Origin of the sequence: Prosthecobacter sp. (genome assembly GCF_020439865.1) — a bacterium.
In the GTDB taxonomy this organism is placed as follows: domain Bacteria; phylum Verrucomicrobiota; class Verrucomicrobiia; order Verrucomicrobiales; family Verrucomicrobiaceae; genus Prosthecobacter.
Map to the genome: position 1 here is coordinate 13,323 of NZ_JAGRPF010000169.1, position 15,462 is coordinate 28,784.

Annotated in this window: 15 protein-coding genes; 9 read left to right on the top strand and 6 right to left on the bottom strand. The window is 60.1% G+C overall.

What is annotated here, in order from left to right; translation table 11 throughout:
* Positions 1–145: 145 nt before the first annotated feature.
* The 4 genes from rplQ to KDL09_RS19995 all read right to left on the bottom strand — a co-directional run bounded on the left by rplQ (position 146) and on the right by KDL09_RS19995 (position 5,761).
* Complete coding sequence (gene rplQ / locus KDL09_RS19980; RefSeq protein WP_294389091.1) at positions 146–634, bottom strand: 50S ribosomal protein L17; 489 nt, start codon at positions 632–634, stop codon at positions 146–148.
* A 31-nt stretch (positions 635–665) separates the two neighbouring features.
* A complete protein-coding gene (locus KDL09_RS19985; RefSeq protein ID WP_294389093.1) occupies positions 666–1,784 on the bottom strand; it encodes a DNA-directed RNA polymerase subunit alpha in 1,119 nt (372 codons plus the stop codon).
* 183 nt (positions 1,785–1,967) lie between these two features.
* The gene (locus tag KDL09_RS19990) at positions 1,968–4,361 is read right to left on the bottom strand and encodes a hypothetical protein (protein WP_294389095.1); all 2,394 of its coding nucleotides are present in this window, start codon (positions 4,359–4,361) and stop codon (positions 1,968–1,970) included.
* Between the two features lie 74 nt (positions 4,362–4,435).
* Positions 4,436–5,761, bottom strand: coding sequence for a Trx7/PDZ domain-containing (seleno)protein (locus KDL09_RS19995; RefSeq protein ID WP_294389097.1), 1,326 nt, complete (start codon positions 5,759–5,761; stop codon positions 4,436–4,438).
* Between the two features lie 113 nt (positions 5,762–5,874).
* Here KDL09_RS19995 and KDL09_RS20000 point away from each other — a divergent pair, with 113 nt between their 5' ends.
* The 7 genes from KDL09_RS20000 (at position 5,875) to KDL09_RS20030 (ending at position 12,144) form a co-directional block, all read left to right on the top strand.
* Positions 5,875–6,945, top strand: coding sequence for a zinc ribbon domain-containing protein (locus KDL09_RS20000; RefSeq protein ID WP_294389098.1), 1,071 nt, complete (start codon positions 5,875–5,877; stop codon positions 6,943–6,945).
* Positions 6,946–6,951: 6 nt separating this feature from the next.
* Positions 6,952–8,076 carry a hypothetical protein gene (locus KDL09_RS20005; RefSeq protein ID WP_294389100.1) on the top strand — a complete coding sequence of 375 codons (1,125 nt, stop codon included), beginning with the start codon at positions 6,952–6,954 and terminating at the stop codon, positions 8,074–8,076.
* Between the two features lie 5 nt (positions 8,077–8,081).
* The gene (locus KDL09_RS20010; RefSeq protein ID WP_294389102.1) at positions 8,082–8,957 is read left to right on the top strand and encodes a uracil-DNA glycosylase; all 876 of its coding nucleotides are present in this window, start codon (positions 8,082–8,084) and stop codon (positions 8,955–8,957) included.
* 28 nt (positions 8,958–8,985) lie between these two features.
* Positions 8,986–10,203 (top strand): molybdopterin-dependent oxidoreductase, encoded by a 1,218-nt coding sequence (locus KDL09_RS20015; protein WP_294389104.1) that lies wholly within the window; start codon positions 8,986–8,988, stop codon positions 10,201–10,203.
* Positions 10,200–10,625 (top strand): GNAT family N-acetyltransferase, encoded by a 426-nt coding sequence (locus KDL09_RS20020; protein ID WP_294389106.1) that lies wholly within the window; start codon positions 10,200–10,202, stop codon positions 10,623–10,625. Before KDL09_RS20015 ends, KDL09_RS20020 begins: the two co-directional genes overlap by 4 nt.
* A 56-nt stretch (positions 10,626–10,681) precedes the next feature.
* Positions 10,682–11,011, top strand: coding sequence for an H-type lectin domain-containing protein (locus KDL09_RS20025; RefSeq protein WP_294389108.1), 330 nt, complete (start codon positions 10,682–10,684; stop codon positions 11,009–11,011).
* A 188-nt stretch (positions 11,012–11,199) separates the two neighbouring features.
* The gene (locus tag KDL09_RS20030) at positions 11,200–12,144 is read left to right on the top strand and encodes a hypothetical protein (protein WP_294389110.1); all 945 of its coding nucleotides are present in this window, start codon (positions 11,200–11,202) and stop codon (positions 12,142–12,144) included.
* Positions 12,145–12,164: 20 nt separating this feature from the next.
* Here KDL09_RS20030 and KDL09_RS20035 read toward each other — a convergent pair whose 3' ends face one another.
* Positions 12,165–12,962 (bottom strand): phthiotriol/phenolphthiotriol dimycocerosates methyltransferase, encoded by a 798-nt coding sequence (locus tag KDL09_RS20035; protein WP_294389112.1) that lies wholly within the window; start codon positions 12,960–12,962, stop codon positions 12,165–12,167.
* 117 nt (positions 12,963–13,079) lie between these two features.
* Here KDL09_RS20035 and msrP point away from each other — a divergent pair, with 117 nt between their 5' ends.
* Both msrP and KDL09_RS20045 read left to right on the top strand, forming a co-directional pair.
* Complete coding sequence (gene msrP, locus KDL09_RS20040; RefSeq protein ID WP_294389114.1) at positions 13,080–14,045, top strand: protein-methionine-sulfoxide reductase catalytic subunit MsrP; 966 nt, start codon at positions 13,080–13,082, stop codon at positions 14,043–14,045.
* Positions 14,046–14,049: 4 nt separating this feature from the next.
* Positions 14,050–14,667, top strand: coding sequence for a protein-methionine-sulfoxide reductase heme-binding subunit MsrQ (locus KDL09_RS20045; RefSeq protein WP_294389115.1), 618 nt, complete (start codon positions 14,050–14,052; stop codon positions 14,665–14,667).
* 15 nt (positions 14,668–14,682) lie between these two features.
* On the opposite strand, the gene KDL09_RS20050 is transcribed toward KDL09_RS20045, so the two are convergent.
* Positions 14,683–15,432, bottom strand: a complete 750-nt coding sequence (locus KDL09_RS20050) for a hypothetical protein (RefSeq protein ID WP_294389117.1) — start codon at positions 15,430–15,432, stop codon at positions 14,683–14,685.
* Positions 15,433–15,462: the final 30 nt, after the last annotated feature.

Here is a 15,462-nt window from a genome sequence, read left to right on the forward strand (position 1 = left end):
GTGTGCGCATGGAAGGCGGACTCCTTCTTCACGCAAGGTCACATGCTGATACCCGAGTGCCAAGTTTCGGTACGATTGCGGGTACAAAAAACGCGGGAGTCGAAAGACTCCCGCGTTGGATGGGTTCTCGATGAGAGACGCCTGCTTATTCAGCGGCGGCGGCTTTCTTCTTCGGAGCAGCCTTCTTCTTGGCAGGAGCCTTTTTCTTCGGCGCTGCCTCTTCGGCGGCAGGTTCGGCTGCGGCTTCAGCTTCAGGGGCTGCGGCGGCCTTGGGCACGTAGGCGTCCACCCACTCGATGTAGGCCATCGGGGCGGAGTCACTGCGGCGCTGGCCGAGCTTGGTGATGCGGGTGTAGCCACCGACGCGGTCCTTGGAGGCCACGGCGATCTCTTCGAAGAGCTTCTTCACCATGTCTTTGTGACGCAGTGAGGAGAGGGCGGTGCGGCGCGCATGCAGAGTGCCGCGCTTGCCGAGGGTGACCAGCTTCTCCGCGTAGGGGCGAAGGGCTTTGGCCTTGGCGAGCGTGGTGCGAATGCGGCGGTGCTCGATGAGCGAGCACGTGAGATTCATGAGCAGCGCGTCGCGGTGATCCTGCTTGCGCTGAAGTTTGACGATTTTTCTTCCGTGTTTCATGTCCTAAATAATTCTTTCTACCTGTAATTGATTACTCCTCGTCATCGACGTCAGGAAGGTGGCTGTCCACCAGCTTGCTGAAGTCGAGGGAATCGGCCTCTTCATCGTCATCGCCGATCATGCTGCTGCGGGCGAGGAGGGAGACACCGCCAGGGGTGGCCTCAAGCAGCGCAGGATCGAACTTCATGCCGAGAGAAAGACCAAGCTCGGCGAGCTTTTCCTTGATCTCGGTGAGGGACTTCTTGCCGAAGTTGCGATAGCGGAGCATTTCGCCCTCGGTCTTCATCGCCAGCTGGCCGACGCTCGTGATGTTGGCGTTGTTCAGGCAGTTGGCGGCGCGGACGGAGAGTTCGATCTCGTTGACGCTCATGTTCAGGAGCTTGCGCAGCTCGCTGTTTTCCTCGCTCTGCGCTTCCGGTGCGGCTTCGAATTCTACGGCCTTGTCGTCGTAGTTGACGAACACGTCGAGATGGTGGCGCAGGATGGCGGCGGACTGCAGGAGGGCGTCCTGCGGGGTAATGCGACCGTCGGTCCAGATGTCGAGCACCAGCTTGTCATAGTCGGTGTTCTGACCGACGCGGGTGTTTTCGACTGCGTACTTCACGCGGGTGACGGGGGAGTAGATGGAGTCGATCGGAATGACGCCGATGGGGGTGTCCACACGCTTGTTTTCCTCCCAGGTGGAGAAACCGCGGCCGACGCGGACTTCGAATTCGCACTCGAATTTGGTCTTGCGGTCGAGGTGGCAGATCACGAGGTCCTTGTTGATGACTTCGTAGTGGTTGTCGTCCTTGATGTCACCGGCGGTGACGGCGCCTTCTTTGTCGGCAAGAATGGAGAGCAGACGGGGCTCCTTGGCATCGCTGTGATGCTTGAAGCGGACTTTCTTGAGGTTCAGGATGATCTGAACGACGTCTTCGAGCACGCCCGGAAGGGTCGTGAACTCGTGTTCCGCACCGCGGATCTTCACGGAGGTGATGGATGCGCCTTCCAAGGAGGAGAGGAGGACGCGGCGGAGGGAGTTGCCGATGGTGTGACCGTAACCTTTATCGAAGGGCTCGGCGATGAACTGGGCGTAGGTTTCGGTTGCCGTGGCCTCGTTTTTAACCAGGCGGCTGGGCATCTCGAATCGAGCAAGACGTACTGACATAGGATGTGTGATATGGCCGGGTTACCTCCGGGCGAGAATCCTGCACATCTCGAAGAGAGGCAGGCACGGAGACCAACGGCGAATTTTAGGGGCGGACTCGCGAGGGGCGGGGATAATGCAGACCGCGCCCGGGTTTGCAACCGGGATTTTCACCCCCGGTCCGTCCGGATTGGTGCTCCTGTCTCAGCGTGTCACACGCAGCCGAAGATAGCGGCTGGGCACCGAGCCGAGGGGCACGATATCGTGAACTTCGAAACTGCTGATTGCTGTCGGGTAGGTCGGGGTCGGAAGAATGAGGCCGCCACCTGTCTGAATCACTTCGGCGGCGCCACTGAACGCGCCTCCGGCAGATGCGGTGGCGATCGTCGTCCAGGGGCCCGGCAGGCTGTTCGCAGCCTGCACCTCATAGGTGAGGTCAGTCGCGACCAGCAGGCGGTTGAACGTGAGGCAGAGCCGCTGGGCTCCGGGATCGCCGGTGACAGACACTGCGGGAGGGCTGGCAGGCCGATGGGGGTCGAGCCCCAGAGCGTATTTAAGCAGATTGGGCATCTGGTCATTCGCAGGAATCTCCAAGTCGGCTGCTTCACCCTCATTGGCAGCAGTGGCAAAGTAACTTTGACGCCAGGCCTCGACGGGGGTGACTGTGGTGAACGTGACATCCGTTCCGTAGTAGCTGACACCGACACCGTCGGTAAGCTTCAGCCTGTAGTGATAGTTCGTTCCGACAGCGAGGGCATAGGGTGTGGCCCAGGGAGTTTGCACGGAGTTGTTGCCACCACCGATGATGATGCCTCCTCCTCCGCCACCGATGATGATGCCGCCACCGCCCCAGAGGATGATCCCACCGGGGGAGATGACTGATCCGTAGTTAGTGGACGGACCGTACTCGAACGTGACGGTGTAATTGCCCTCGTGCATGTGGTAGGTGCCGTTGAGCGTCGTCCAAGTCGCGCCGATGTTGGAGGCCGCATCGGTCGTCACCTCCGGCACGGGCAGCGTGATGAAGGTGGTGTCGCCACTGAAGGTCGTCCCTTCGTTGTTGGTGGCACGCACGCGGAAGTGATAGGTGCCAGCGGGCGCGAGGCCGCTGACAGTAGCATAGGTGATCGTGGAGCTGTTGATGGCCAGGCTGCCCGGCACGGCAGCCTCGAAACCGTAAGACGCATCCGGCCCGTATTCGAACACGACGGTTGTCTCCGAGCTCCCGGCATTGACCGTGGCGGCGAGATTGGCGGAGGTGGTGTAGCGTGGCGAGAGCGACTGGCCGGGGCTGGTGATCACCGGCGGCGTGGCCGCAGGGCCGGTGGTGAAGGAAACATCCTCCCCGTAGGTGGTGTGGCCGTTCTGGGTGAAGCGCAGGCGATAGTGATAAAGCGTTCCCGGCAGAAGCGGCGGCATGGATGCAGACACGATCTTCAAATTCGGGTTCCCGGTGTCGTTTTGGACGAGCGTGGCGATCCGTGTCTGCCCGTAACTGGTGGTGGTGCCGTATTCAAAGAGGTAGCTGAAGGTGGTGCCGGTGCCGTTGGTGATCACGGTGGCATTCAAAGTCGCGGCCAGGTCGGTGACGTTCGTGGCTGGCACCGTGGTCACGTTCGTCGGCGTGGTGAAGGTCAGATCGTCGCCGTCGTAAAATTCTCCGCCATTCCAGGAGTCGGCACCGCGCAGGCGGTAATGATAGGTGGTGCCCGGGAACAGGCCGGTCAGGCTGCCGCTGACATCCTTCGTGCCGGCACCGCTCACTTGATAAGGGCTGCCATTGGCCGTGCTGCCGTAGTCGGTGGTCGGCCCGTATTGGAAAAACAGGCCCAGCGTGTGCGCCAGCGGCGTCGCGGTGCCGACCACGTTTGCGCTGAAGCAGGTCACGTCGCTGGCGGCTCCGGTGGTGACGGTGGCTGGCAGCGTGGTGGTGAAGGTGGCATCCGCGCTGGTCGTGGTGCCCTGGTCGTTCGTCACCTTCACGCGGTAGTGATAAAGAGTGCCCGGCGTCAGGCCGGTGGCGTTGATCTGGGCAGATGATCGCAGCGTGTTGGTCGCCATCGTGTCCGGCATCGTGACTTGCGAGCCGTAATCGGCCGTGGGGCCGTACTCAAACGTCGTGGTGGCCGGTGAGCCGCCGCTGCGGGTGTTCCAGATCACGAAATTCACCAGCGTGTCACCGATGATGTCCGCGTAGGCGGACTGGAACGTCGGCAGGGTGGTGGGTGCCGCGGTGGTGAAGGTCATTTCCCCTCCCACCCAGCCGCCACCGCCCACGATGCTCGGATTCATGACCACGCGGTAGTGGTAAGTCGTGTTCGGCAGCAGATCCGGCGGGTTTGCGGTCACCGCGACCGGGCTGGTGCCGATCACATTGAACGGATCGGCATTGATCGTGGAGATCAAACCGCCGTCGATCCAGTATTCGAACTTGGGGTAACGGTAGTTTGTGGTGGAGCCCGGGATCACAGACCCTCTCAGAGTCGCCAGGACGTCGGTGACACCGGTGGCGGCCTGCGTGGTGACCGACTGCCCGAAGGCGTCGAGTCCGCTCAGCCAGACCACCATCAGGAGAAGCGCGTTTCGGAGGGCTGGCATGGGAAAAACGTCGATTGTGGTGCTGCCAAACGTCGGGCGGGCTCAAAGCATTCACGAATTTGTCATGGCAGGCTCTACTGCTGCGGCATCTTCAGTTCCACCCGCTTTCCACCCCGCAGCACCACGGCGGGCAGTTTTTCGCCCGGCAGATGGTGGAGCAGCAGGTGGCCGATGATCGCGCTTTCAGTGATGCGCTGTTTCAAATCACCGACCTCCACCAGGATGTCGTCTTTTTGGAAGCCGGCCTTCTTGGCGGCGGCGTGCGGCCCGTATTGGCCGACGTGCATGATCCGCAGCGCCATCTGATCCTTCGCAAGGCCGAGCGTGGCGCGTTCCTCATCGGGAATGTCGTCCATCTTCATGCCGCCGAAGGCCATCGCACGCATGGGCCAGGTGCCCACGCGTTTGCCGATGTCGGTCCTCAATCGCCAGCCGGCGGGAAGTTCTAAAGCCGTTTCGATCGTTTTGCCACCGCGCTGAATCGTAGCCGCCAATGATCCGGAATCCGGCGAGCGATGCAGCACCCAGCTTACATCGGCGATGGAGACGAGAGGCTGTCCGTTGAGGCGGGTGAAAATGTCGCCGGCCTGAATTCCGGCGGCATTGGCGGCCGAACCGTCTGCCACGGACTCTACCCTGGCAACGTCGTCCGTAGCCAGAATGACACCGAGCGTCTCGATCGACGGCTGTGGATAAATCCATTCGACCGGGATGGGCTGGTTCTGATTCCGGTAATAAGCGCGGAAGGCATCTCCGACCATGTGACAGTGGACGCAGCTCATCATAACCTTGCCATCCCAGTCGAGTTTGCTCGGGTACTTGGCGGCGAGGCTGGGGAACTCGACGGGTGTCTTGTAAGGCGTGGGACCGCCCTGCTTGCCGCTCAGCGCGGCTTTGTTGGCGGGGTAGCCCTGATGGATGGCGAGGGCGGCGTTGAGTGCCTTGGTAAAACTGGCGGTCGTTTTGTCGAGCGGGTCTTTTTGATGCTGCCAGGAGCCGTAGCGACCGTAGATCGTTCCGTCGCCATTGAACATGATCGCCGAGAAGGACAGGTCGTAATCATACTGGAACAGCGAGAGGTTGAGCGTGTTCGCATTGATGACGCGGACACAGACAAACTGGTCGAGCAGCGGCGTGAGCTCCGGTTCCTCCAGCACGCTGGCGTCGATGCCGGCGCAGGCCAGGCAGGGCAGGCATCGCAGCACCACGAGCAGCGGCTTGCCGGTGGTTTTCGCGAGGCGGAAACCGCCTTCAATGTCATTCCAGTTCCAGCGCGGGTCGTTTTCCAGTCTGGCCTTGTCACCGCGAACCGCTCCCTCACGGTCTTTGACGGTGGCGGCGGTAAGGTTGCTGGTGGCGATGGCAAAAAGAAGGGTTGGAAGAATAAGGTGGCGTTTCATGGCGAGATTTTGCGCAGACCCTCCAACACCTGACAAAGCAAAATAGTTTTGCCCCGGTTTTTAGAATGGACAGGAATCGCATTTCTCCGGTTAATCGTGCCCAGTCTGCCTCAATGTCCGAAGTCACCGCCATTTCCAAGTTTGCCTGTCCCGCCTGCGGAGCCGAGGCGGTCTGGACGCCGTCGAAGCACGCGCTGGTCTGTCCTTACTGCGGCACGGAATCACCTGCCGAACTCAAGACCGACGGCACGCTGGTTGAGGAGAATGACCTCGTCGCCATGCTGCGGTCGATTCCAGACGACCAACGCGGCTGGGCTGCGGCGCGCAAAACGGTGAAATGCCAGAGCTGCCATGCTATCTCGGTCTTCGACGAAAAGCGGGTGGCGCAGAACTGTGACTTTTGCGGATCGCCCGCCATCATCGCCGTGGATGACGTCGGCACGCCAATCCGTCCCGGCAGCCAGCTTCCGTTCAAGATTGCTGAGAGCCAGGTGCGCGAGGATATCCGGCGATGGTATGCCAGCCACTTTTGGGCGCCGAATGCGCTCGGTCAGAAGGCGCTCACGGACACGCTGCACGGACTGTATCTGCCCTACTGGACGTTTGACGCGCATGCTGAGTGTCCCTGGGAGGCAGAGGCCGGTTACTACTACTACACGACCGACAGCAAGGGCAATCGCACGCGCCACACGCGCTGGGAGTACGCCTCCGGCCACGTCAGCACCGACTTCGATGATGTGCTCGTGCCTGCATCGAAAGGAGTTCACACGGACTTGCTCGAAAAACTGCAACCATTCCCCACGACCACGGATCTGCTGCCTTACGATCCTGGATATCTGTCAGGCTGGGTCGTCGAGCAGTATCAAATTGATCTCATTCAAGCCGCGCAAGACTCGCGTGGTCGCATGGACAACAGCCTGCGCAGCCAGTGCACCGCGCAGATTCCCGGTGACACGAGCCGCAATCTGCAAATCGCCCCGCAATACAGTGCGCAGACCTTCAAGCATGTGCTGCTGCCGGTGTGGCTGCTCTCCTACACTTATGGAGCGAAGAGCTTCCAAGTGGCCGTCAACGGCGCGACCGGCAAGATCACCGGCGAGTATCCGCTGAGCTGGGTGAAGATCACCATCGCCGTTTTGATCGTCCTGATCATTCTCGGCATCTTCTTCGCGTCCCAAAACTGAGCCGTTGTGAGTTTCAAATTCCGAGAACTTCCCATTGCCATCGCGTTGCTTGCGATCGGTGCGTTCTTTGCCGTCAACGAGCCGGCGTTCCTCGGTGCGCGCAATCTGTCGATGCTTGCGACGGAGCTTTCCATCACCGCCACCCTGGCGATGGGCATGCTGCTCATACTTCTGCCAGGACACATCGATCTGTCGGCGGGCAGCGGCGTGGGCCTGCTCGGCGGCATCGCCAGCGTGCTCGTATTTCACCATCACCTGCCTGCACCGGCTGCGCTCGGTCTGGGTTTGCTGTGCGGGGTGCTGATCTGGATGGCGATGGGCGCGTTCATCGTGTGCGAGCGCATGCCGGCTTTCATCGTCACGCTGGGCGCGCTGCTGATCTTCAAAGGGCTGTTCTGGCTGGTGATCGACAACGCCACCGTGCCTGTCGCTCCCGGCGGCCAGAGCAATCTCTACTCGCTGCTCATCACGTACTACCTGCCGCCAAAGTTTGGCTGGATGCTCGCCGCTGTTTTGATGCTTGCCCTGACTCTCACGACAATCAGTGCCCGCAAGCGTCGCATTGCTCATGGATTCGCCGTCGATGACAAGGAGATGTCCTTCATGCGTCTGTTTATCACGGCGCAGGCCATCGCGCTGTTCGTGCTCGTTACCGGACAGTTTCGCGGCATCCCGCTGCCTTCGCTCATTCTCGGCGGCGTGACGATGATCGTATATGCGGTTACTCAGCACACGAGCTTGGGCCGTCACTTGTACGCCATCGGTGGAAATACCGAAGCCGCCTTCGTTTCCGGCGTGCCGATGAAACGCACGGTAATCGCGGCCTACAGTGGCATGGGAGCCATCGTGGCCATCACCGGCTTCATGCAGACCGCGTATGCCGGTTCATCGACGACGACCGTCGGCGACTTGATGGAGCTCGACGCCGTCGCCGCTTGTGTCATCGGCGGCGTCAGCCTGCGCGGTGGACGCGGCACCGTGTTGGGCGTCCTGCTAGGCGCGTTGATCATCGCGTGTCTGTTGAACGGCATGACGCTCATGTCCGTGCCGCCAGAGCGCAAATTCATCGCCCGTGGCGTGGTGTTGATTCTTGCCGTTTGGATGGACATGCGGCTGAGCCGGAGGCAATAAAAGACATGTCCGCCGCCACCCAGCTTCTCAAACAGCACCTGCAGCAACGCCAGCTTCAGGGCGTGACGCATGTTCCGCTGCGGCCGGAAGCGCTGGAGAAACTGAGCGGGCTCGGACGCAAGCCTGTCGTTCGTGAAATGCCGGAAGCACCGAAGCCGATTGCGGTCGAATCCGCGCCTTCAGCGCGAGCCATTCTCGACAATCCGCCGCCGGAGACGAAGAAGGCCGGTTTGATCGAAGTCTCCGGTGCCACGATTGAGGAAAAACTCGCCGCCTTGCGTGCCATGGCGGAGAACTGGGAGCCGGCGCGTGCCATGAACAGCCTGCGTCAGACCATGGTGTTCGCCGTTGGAAATCCGCATGCGTCCCTGATGTTCGTGGGCGAGGCACCAGGCGCCGAAGAGGAAAAGTTGCGCGAGCCGTTCGTCGGCCCCGCAGGTCAAAAGCTCACGGCCATCATCAAGGCGATGGGGCTCGATCGTCCACAGGTTTACATCAGCAACATCTGCAAATTCCGCCCCGCGATGGACAACCAGGGCAGCGGCAACCGCAAGCCGACCGCCGAGGAGATGAAAGCCTGCCTGCCTTTCGTGCTCACCGAGATCGACCTCATCAAGCCGAAGGTCATCGTCGCTCTTGGAGCCACGGCTGCGGAAGGTCTGGGCATTCCCGGCAGCGTGGGAAGTCTGCGCGGTCGTTTTCACAGCACCGGTGGCATCCCGACCATGGTGACCTATCATCCGTCCTATCTACTGCGCGAGGAGAAGATGGGCGACGGCATTCGTGCCAAACGCCAGGTGTGGGAGGACATGCTTAAGGTGATGGAGAAGCTCGAACTGCCCATCAGCACGAAGCAGCGTGGTTACTTCCAGGCTAAGTGACCAAACCGGCGAACGTTCTACACTCGCCATGAAGCCGAAGTCTTTTTCCCGCCGTGATCTGTTCAAACTGGGCAGTGCGGGTGCTGCTGTGCTCACAGGCGGCGAAACACTGGCCGCCGGGAAAAAGGGCCCCGTTTGCGAAGAAGGCGGATGCTGCATCACGCCCTCTGGTGACTTCTACAATGTCGAGCGCGGCAACCCGCTGCCCTACAAGCTGCCCATCGAGAAGCAGCGCGAGATCGGCATGGTGCGCGAGACGTGGCAGCTCGAGATTATCGCCGATCCGACCAGCAACGCGAAGATCGAGCGGCCCATGCTGCGAAGCGACGGCACGGCGCTCACATTCGACAAACTGATGGAGATCGCCAAAACGAAGGCGGTCAGCTATTTGAAGGTCATCACCTGCAACAACCTCGCTGATCCGCTCGGCCATGGTTTGTGGGAAGGCGTGCCGCTGCGTGATGTGCTGTGGCACTGCGGGCCGGTCGAGAACCTGCGCCACATCTGGTATCACGGTCATCACAACGAGGATCCGAAACAGATTTTCAAATGCTACCTGCCGATGAACCGCGTCTTTGAAGATCCGCCGGGCGAACTGCCGGTGATCCTCTGCTACAAGCTCAACGGCGAGTTTCTCACCGGCGAGCGCGGCGGTCCGGTGCGCATGATTGTTCCCGAGGCCTATGGCTTCAAATCGGTGAAGTGGCTGCAGCGCATCGGCTTCACCAACAACCATCAGTCCGACGACACCTACGCGAACGGCAACAACGACATCCATTCCTGGCTCAAGACCTTCGCACGATTCGGCGATCTGCCCGGCAAACTCACTTCCGTCGAGCCGTTGACGATCCACGGCAACGCCCAGGTCGGCATTTCCGGCCTCACGAAGGTGCAATACTGGGTGCGCGATGTGCGCACGCCACTGCCTGAGAACGACCCACATTTCACCAAGGCGCCGTGGCAGGACGCCGAGATCGTTCCCTTCGATGGAAGCGGCATCGCGGGCTTCAAAGGCGCTCCGTTGCATCCGGCACAGTTCGATCCGGCCACGAAAAAACCACGCGAATGGCCGATGCGTCACACGTTGTGCCGCTGGACGGCGAAGCCGATCAAGCTGGGCGCGGGCAAGTATGAAATCCGCTGCCGCACCGTCGATGCGAACGGAATTCCGCAGCCCATGCCGCGTCCGTTTCCGAAATCGGGGAAGAACAACATCCAGAAAGCGCTGCTGGAGGTCGTGGCATGACTTCGCGCATTCAAATCGCATCGGCATCCGATGACGTCGCACGCTGTTTTGATGTCATGCATGAACTGCGGCCGCATCTGACCCAGGAGAGTTTTCTCGCGCAGGTCGCCCGGCAGCAGGCACAGGGCTGGCAGATGGCGTATCTCGAATGCGATGGTGCGGTGCGTTCCGTCACCGGTTATCGATTGATCGAGAACCTCGCCTGGGGACGCATTCTCTATGTGGACGATCTGGTGACGCGTGGCGCCGACCACGGCGGCGGTTTTGGCAGCCAAATGCTCGACTGGCTCATCGCACAGGCAAGGCAGCACCAGTGCGACCAGTTTCATCTGGATTCAGGCGTGCAGCGTTTCGGTGCGCATCGTTTTTACCTGCACAAGGGCATGGACATCACCTGCCACCACTTTGCGATGAAATTGTGAATCGCGAAGGCTTGGACGGATGATCGGCCCGAATGCTGCTCTATTAAAACTCACTCATGTATTCATCCTCTGTTCCTTGGAAGGTTTTGTCGTCCAGCGTCTCCGTCAGTGTTCTCACGGAGGGGTGGAATCTGGATCGCCTCGATGACGGGGCAGAGGAGGAGATTCGAACCTTCAAAGTTTGCGTGACGTTTGATGCGCCCTTTCTGGCGGTGCCTGTGGTTCAGCTGGGGCTGAGCGGTTTTGACATGGATCAGCGCGACAGCGCCCGTCTCAAGGTGACGACCGAGGGTATCACGGAGTCGGGATTCCAGGCGGTTATCACCACTTGGGCCGGGACACGGGTTTACGCGGCGGAGTTCAACTGGATCGCCATAGGTCCTTGAGGGCGCGGATTTTTCTCGACAGCGATTTTTGTCGCATAGGCCGTGCCATGAGGCGGGCAATGTTTTCGTTGTGTTCCAGGATCGATTGAACATGCTTCCCAATGCCGTCCTGCCCGGCGGAGACGGGAGGTGCTGGAAGAACTGATCCATCCAGCGGCAGACAGTTCCGCCCCAACCGGAGGTTTGCCATGAAGAAACGTACGTGGTTTAAGCGATCCAGCCTGATTCTTTCCGCCGTGGTGTCGATGGCGGCCCCCACCGGGAAAGTGGAGTTCTCCAAGGAATCGAAGAACCCCAAGGGCTGCAAGAAATCCAAGTCGCCGTTCTCCCATGTCGCGGGTGACGAGTATGCGGACGGCGACCCGCCATTTGACGATGATCCTCACGGGACGCGATGTCGCGCCACGAGTGGTCATTCGGTGGTGCACACACCTCCGGGGGACGGAGGGCATCACTACGAATGGAAGCGCAACATCAGCACCACGGTCTTCTGGATTGGCGAGAAGCCCACGGCAGGCAATCCCGTGCCCAATCATGCGAGCAGCTGGGATGAGAAGTGGGCGAAACACTACGGTGGCTACGACGATCCCAGCCCCAAGGCCCGGAAGGGTTTCCTGCCTGCCGATTTCGTCCCCAAGCAGAACCCTTTCTATGTGGCGCTCCCCTACAACGACATCGCGAAGAACGGACACAAGAAGGAGGCGCGCAGCATCATCCCCTGGTTCAAGGAAAACTTCACCAGCAAGTGGAAATCAGTGTGCAAGGGGCGCTGGATCGCCATTCGCAAAGGCGACCGCGTCTGCTACGCGCAGTGGGAGGACGCCGGACCGTTCACCACGGACGACTCGGAGTACGTCTTCGGAAATGCGCGTCCGAAACCCAATGCCAATCAACATGCTGGACTCGATGTCTCGCCCGCCGTGCGGGATTTTCTCGATCTGGATGGAAGCGACGTGACCGACTGGAAGTTTGTCGAGTTTGAAGACATTCCCGTCGGGCCGTGGGCCGAACATGGCGAGAACAATCACTTCGTGATCGAACGCAAGGCCGCTGAGAAGCGCGCTGTTGCCGAGGCCGCTCCTCCGAAGGAAACACCCGTCATTCGCCGCCGCCATCATGCATCGGAAGGCTGAGCTCCTGATGCATGTCCGGTTTAGCCTTTGCGGAAGCACCACGAGCGATAGGACAGCTCGTGGGATTTCAGCGCTTCATACACTCGTGATCCTGGCAGACCGGCAAAGTCGTGGCCCAGCGAATGCAGGAACCCAGGCAGGCGCTGGCAGATGAGAGCTTCGCTGCGCGCGGCGTTACAGTCCATGCCGCGCAGCACTTCCTCGCGAATGTCGCGTGTTTGCATGATGTCGAGCGGAGCGCCGTCGATCGCCTGCTCCCAATCGGACCACTGATCGCGGAAACGGAAGTCGGCATAAAGGAAGTGGCCGCCGGGACGAAGAACCCGGGCAACTTCGGCCAGAAAGCCGGGGAAGTCCGGGTAGCAGTGTGAGGCCTCGACGTTGATCACCGCATCGAGGGAACTGTCAGGGAAGGGGAGCTTCTGGGCGTCACCTTGAACAAAACTAAGACCAACAACCTGATGACGTTTCTGGCAGAAAGCGATGCCGGTGGGGTTGAGGTCGAGACCGGTGTAGCTGGCGGGCTGCATTGTCCGTGTGAGCCACGACGCTCCGCCGCCATGTCCGCAACTGACTTCGAGCACTTCTTTGCCCTGCAGATCGATCTGCGAGGCAACGTGGTGATAGAGCTGGATGCACGCGCGGTTCGGCTCGTCTGCTGGATCGAGTTGCAAACCGACAGGCGGGTCAGTTTCAAAGGCGTAGTTTAAAAACAGCACCTCCTCGCCGCGCAGCCTTCGGGTCAGAAAGGGATACCAAAGCCGCCAGATGGCCTTGCGAATGGGAGCGATGGAAAAGAGGCGTTCGAGAAGGGACATAGATTGCGGGACCCTGCGATTTGATACGAGCGGACGCAACCGGCCAGTTGGCATTCGTCATATGGGAATAACCTTGCCGCTTGCGTCTCCCACCGTGGACCGCATGCTTTGCCAGTCATGAGCGACAGTTCCCACATCCCCTCGAGTGAGATCACGCCCGAGGAAACTTTTCTCAACCGGCGCTTCTTCATGAAGTCGGCGATCTGGGCCGGGTCCACGCTCGCCACGGCGGGGCTGTATCGCACCTTCAGCCCTCGGCCGGAGGTGAAAAACACCGGCAGTGCGATCAGCACCGTCGCAGAGCCGTTGCAGGAAACGTCCCTCGCGGCGGACGAGAAGGTCAACTCGTTCACTGAGATCGCCGGGTACAACAACTACTACGAGTTCTCCACGGACAAGTCGGAGGTGGCGGCGAAGGCAAAGGATTTCGTGACAAACCCGTGGAGCGTGCAGGTGGGAGGGTTGGTGCAGAAGCCGCGCTCGTTCGACTTGGAAGACCTGCTGAAGTTCGAGTCCGTAGAGCGCACCTACCGGTTCCGCTGTGTGGAAGGCTGGTCGATGGTCATTCCTTGGGTCGGTTTTCCGCTGTCCAAACTGCTGAACCAAGTGGAGCCGACGAGCACGGCCACACACGTCGCGTTTGAGACCTATTATGACGTCAAGCAGATGCCGGACTCCCGTTACGCAGGCATCGATCTGCCGTATATCGAAGGCCTGCGGCTCGATGAAGCGATGCATCCGCTGACACTGTTGGCCACAGGGCTGTATGGCAAGACGCTGCCGAATCAAAACGGTGCGCCCATCCGTCTTGTGGTGCCGTGGAAGTATGGCTTCAAAAGCATCAAGTCCGTGGTCAAGATCACGCTGATGGACCGTGAACCGGGCACGACGTGGAGCCTCGCCAATCCGGCCGAGTATGGATTCTACTCCAACGTAAACCCGAACGTGGACCATCCGCGGTGGTCGCAGGCGCGCGAGCGGCGCATCGGCGAGATTGGATCGCGGCCGACCCTCATGTTCAACGGCTATGCGGAGCAGGTGGCGCATCTGTATGCGGGCATGGACCTCAGGGAGGATTTTTGACGCCATGACTTTCAGTGCGGATTCCCGTTTTCACCGGCAGCTGTTTTTCTTCAACGGCCTGCTGCCTGCACTTCTCATCCTGCTGGACGGCTGGCGCGGCAGGCTGGGTGCGAACCCGGTGGAATTTATCACGCGGTCCACGGGTGTGCTCACACTCGTCTTCCTGATGCTGACGCTTTTGGTCACGCCGCTGCGCAAGATCTGCGGCTGGAACTGGCTGCTCAAACAACGCCGCCTGCTTGGTCTGTATGCGTTCTTTTACGGCGTCGCTCATCTTCTCACCTACCTCGCCTATGACCGCGACTGGCAGTTGCAGACGGTTGTTGGAGATGTGTACAAGCGGCCCTTCATCGCCATCGGAATGTTCAGCTTTGCTTTGATGGTGCCTCTCGCGGTGACATCCACCAATGCCATGATCAAGAAACTTGGCGGGCAGCGTTGGGCGCAACTGCACCGTCTGACCTATTACATCACCATTGGCGGTGTGCTGCACTACTGGATCATCGTGAAGTCGGATGTGACATATCCGTTCTTCTTTGCGGTGATTCTGGCGGTGCTGCTGGGCTGGCGCCTGGTAATGAGCATTAAAAAAGCGCGGGGTGTTGCGCCCCGCGTCTCGTGAGATCCTGCGGTCCGCTTATTTTTTGGCAGACGTGGCATTCCAGACGGTGATGCCATCAAACCAGCCGCTCTGGCCTGCGACACCGAGCTCGATTTTCGATTTGGTTTCGTGACCGATGCCGGGTGACTTGAGGAAGGCGACGGGTTTGCCATCGATACTGACGCGCATCTCGTCACCCACGGTCTCCACGACGAGAGTGTAGTCTTTGTGTTCTTCAAGCTTCACCGGGAAGGTGGCGCTTTTGCCAGCCATCATCTTGGCGACTTCGGCGCTCTTGGAGGGATCGGCTTTCATTGCCTTGATGACCTCGTTCTGGCTGCCCTCGCGCTCATCCATGATCGTCACCTTGTCGAGCCGCACCTGGGCGCGGCAGAGATGGCCGTAGTGCGAACCTGTGTATTTGCGGTCATCGAACTCGACATCAATCATCGTGCAGCCTTCGAAGCGGATGTTCACTTCCACCACGCTGTCTTTCGTCGGCACTTCCAGTCCGTAAACAGCTGCATGCGCTTTGATGATCGATTTGCCATCTTTCGACGGCATGTCCTTTACGCGGGTCTGGGTGCCTTTGAGCGCGTTGTTTTCAAAAACGAACGTATCGACAACGCGATGCCAGCGTTTGTCATGTTCGCTCCCGTTCATGTCGTCGGAGAACAGCACTTCGCCTTTTTCTGCGATCGGTTTGGATGGAATCTTGGGCAGATCGGCGGCAAAAGCGATCGAGGTGACGAACAAGCAGGGGGCGAGAAGGAGGCTGATTTTCATGGCGCATTGAAACGAGGTCCGCCGTTCGCT

Bases quoted from the DNA above. Each gene is read 5' to 3' on its own strand.
- KDL09_RS20020 (WP_294389106.1), top strand. From the start codon at position 10,200: ATGACTTCGCGCATTCAAATCGCATCGGCATCCGATGACGTCGCACGC.
- KDL09_RS20050 (WP_294389117.1), bottom strand. From the start codon at position 15,432: ATGAAAATCAGCCTCCTTCTCGCCCCCTGCTTGTTCGTCACCTCGATC.
- KDL09_RS20025 (WP_294389108.1), top strand. From the start codon at position 10,682: ATGTATTCATCCTCTGTTCCTTGGAAGGTTTTGTCGTCCAGCGTCTCC.
- KDL09_RS20010 (WP_294389102.1), top strand. From the start codon at position 8,082: ATGTCCGCCGCCACCCAGCTTCTCAAACAGCACCTGCAGCAACGCCAG.
- KDL09_RS19990 (WP_294389095.1), bottom strand. From the start codon at position 4,361: ATGCCAGCCCTCCGAAACGCGCTTCTCCTGATGGTGGTCTGGCTGAGC.
- KDL09_RS19985 (WP_294389093.1), bottom strand. From the start codon at position 1,784: ATGTCAGTACGTCTTGCTCGATTCGAGATGCCCAGCCGCCTGGTTAAA.
- KDL09_RS20030 (WP_294389110.1), top strand. From the start codon at position 11,200: ATGAAGAAACGTACGTGGTTTAAGCGATCCAGCCTGATTCTTTCCGCC.
- KDL09_RS20045 (WP_294389115.1), top strand. From the start codon at position 14,050: ATGACTTTCAGTGCGGATTCCCGTTTTCACCGGCAGCTGTTTTTCTTC.
- KDL09_RS20035 (WP_294389112.1), bottom strand. From the start codon at position 12,962: ATGTCCCTTCTCGAACGCCTCTTTTCCATCGCTCCCATTCGCAAGGCC.
- KDL09_RS20000 (WP_294389098.1), top strand. From the start codon at position 5,875: ATGTCCGAAGTCACCGCCATTTCCAAGTTTGCCTGTCCCGCCTGCGGA.
- KDL09_RS19995 (WP_294389097.1), bottom strand. From the start codon at position 5,761: ATGAAACGCCACCTTATTCTTCCAACCCTTCTTTTTGCCATCGCCACC.
- msrP (WP_294389114.1), top strand. From the start codon at position 13,080: ATGAGCGACAGTTCCCACATCCCCTCGAGTGAGATCACGCCCGAGGAA.
- rplQ (WP_294389091.1), bottom strand. From the start codon at position 634: ATGAAACACGGAAGAAAAATCGTCAAACTTCAGCGCAAGCAGGATCAC.
- KDL09_RS20015 (WP_294389104.1), top strand. From the start codon at position 8,986: ATGAAGCCGAAGTCTTTTTCCCGCCGTGATCTGTTCAAACTGGGCAGT.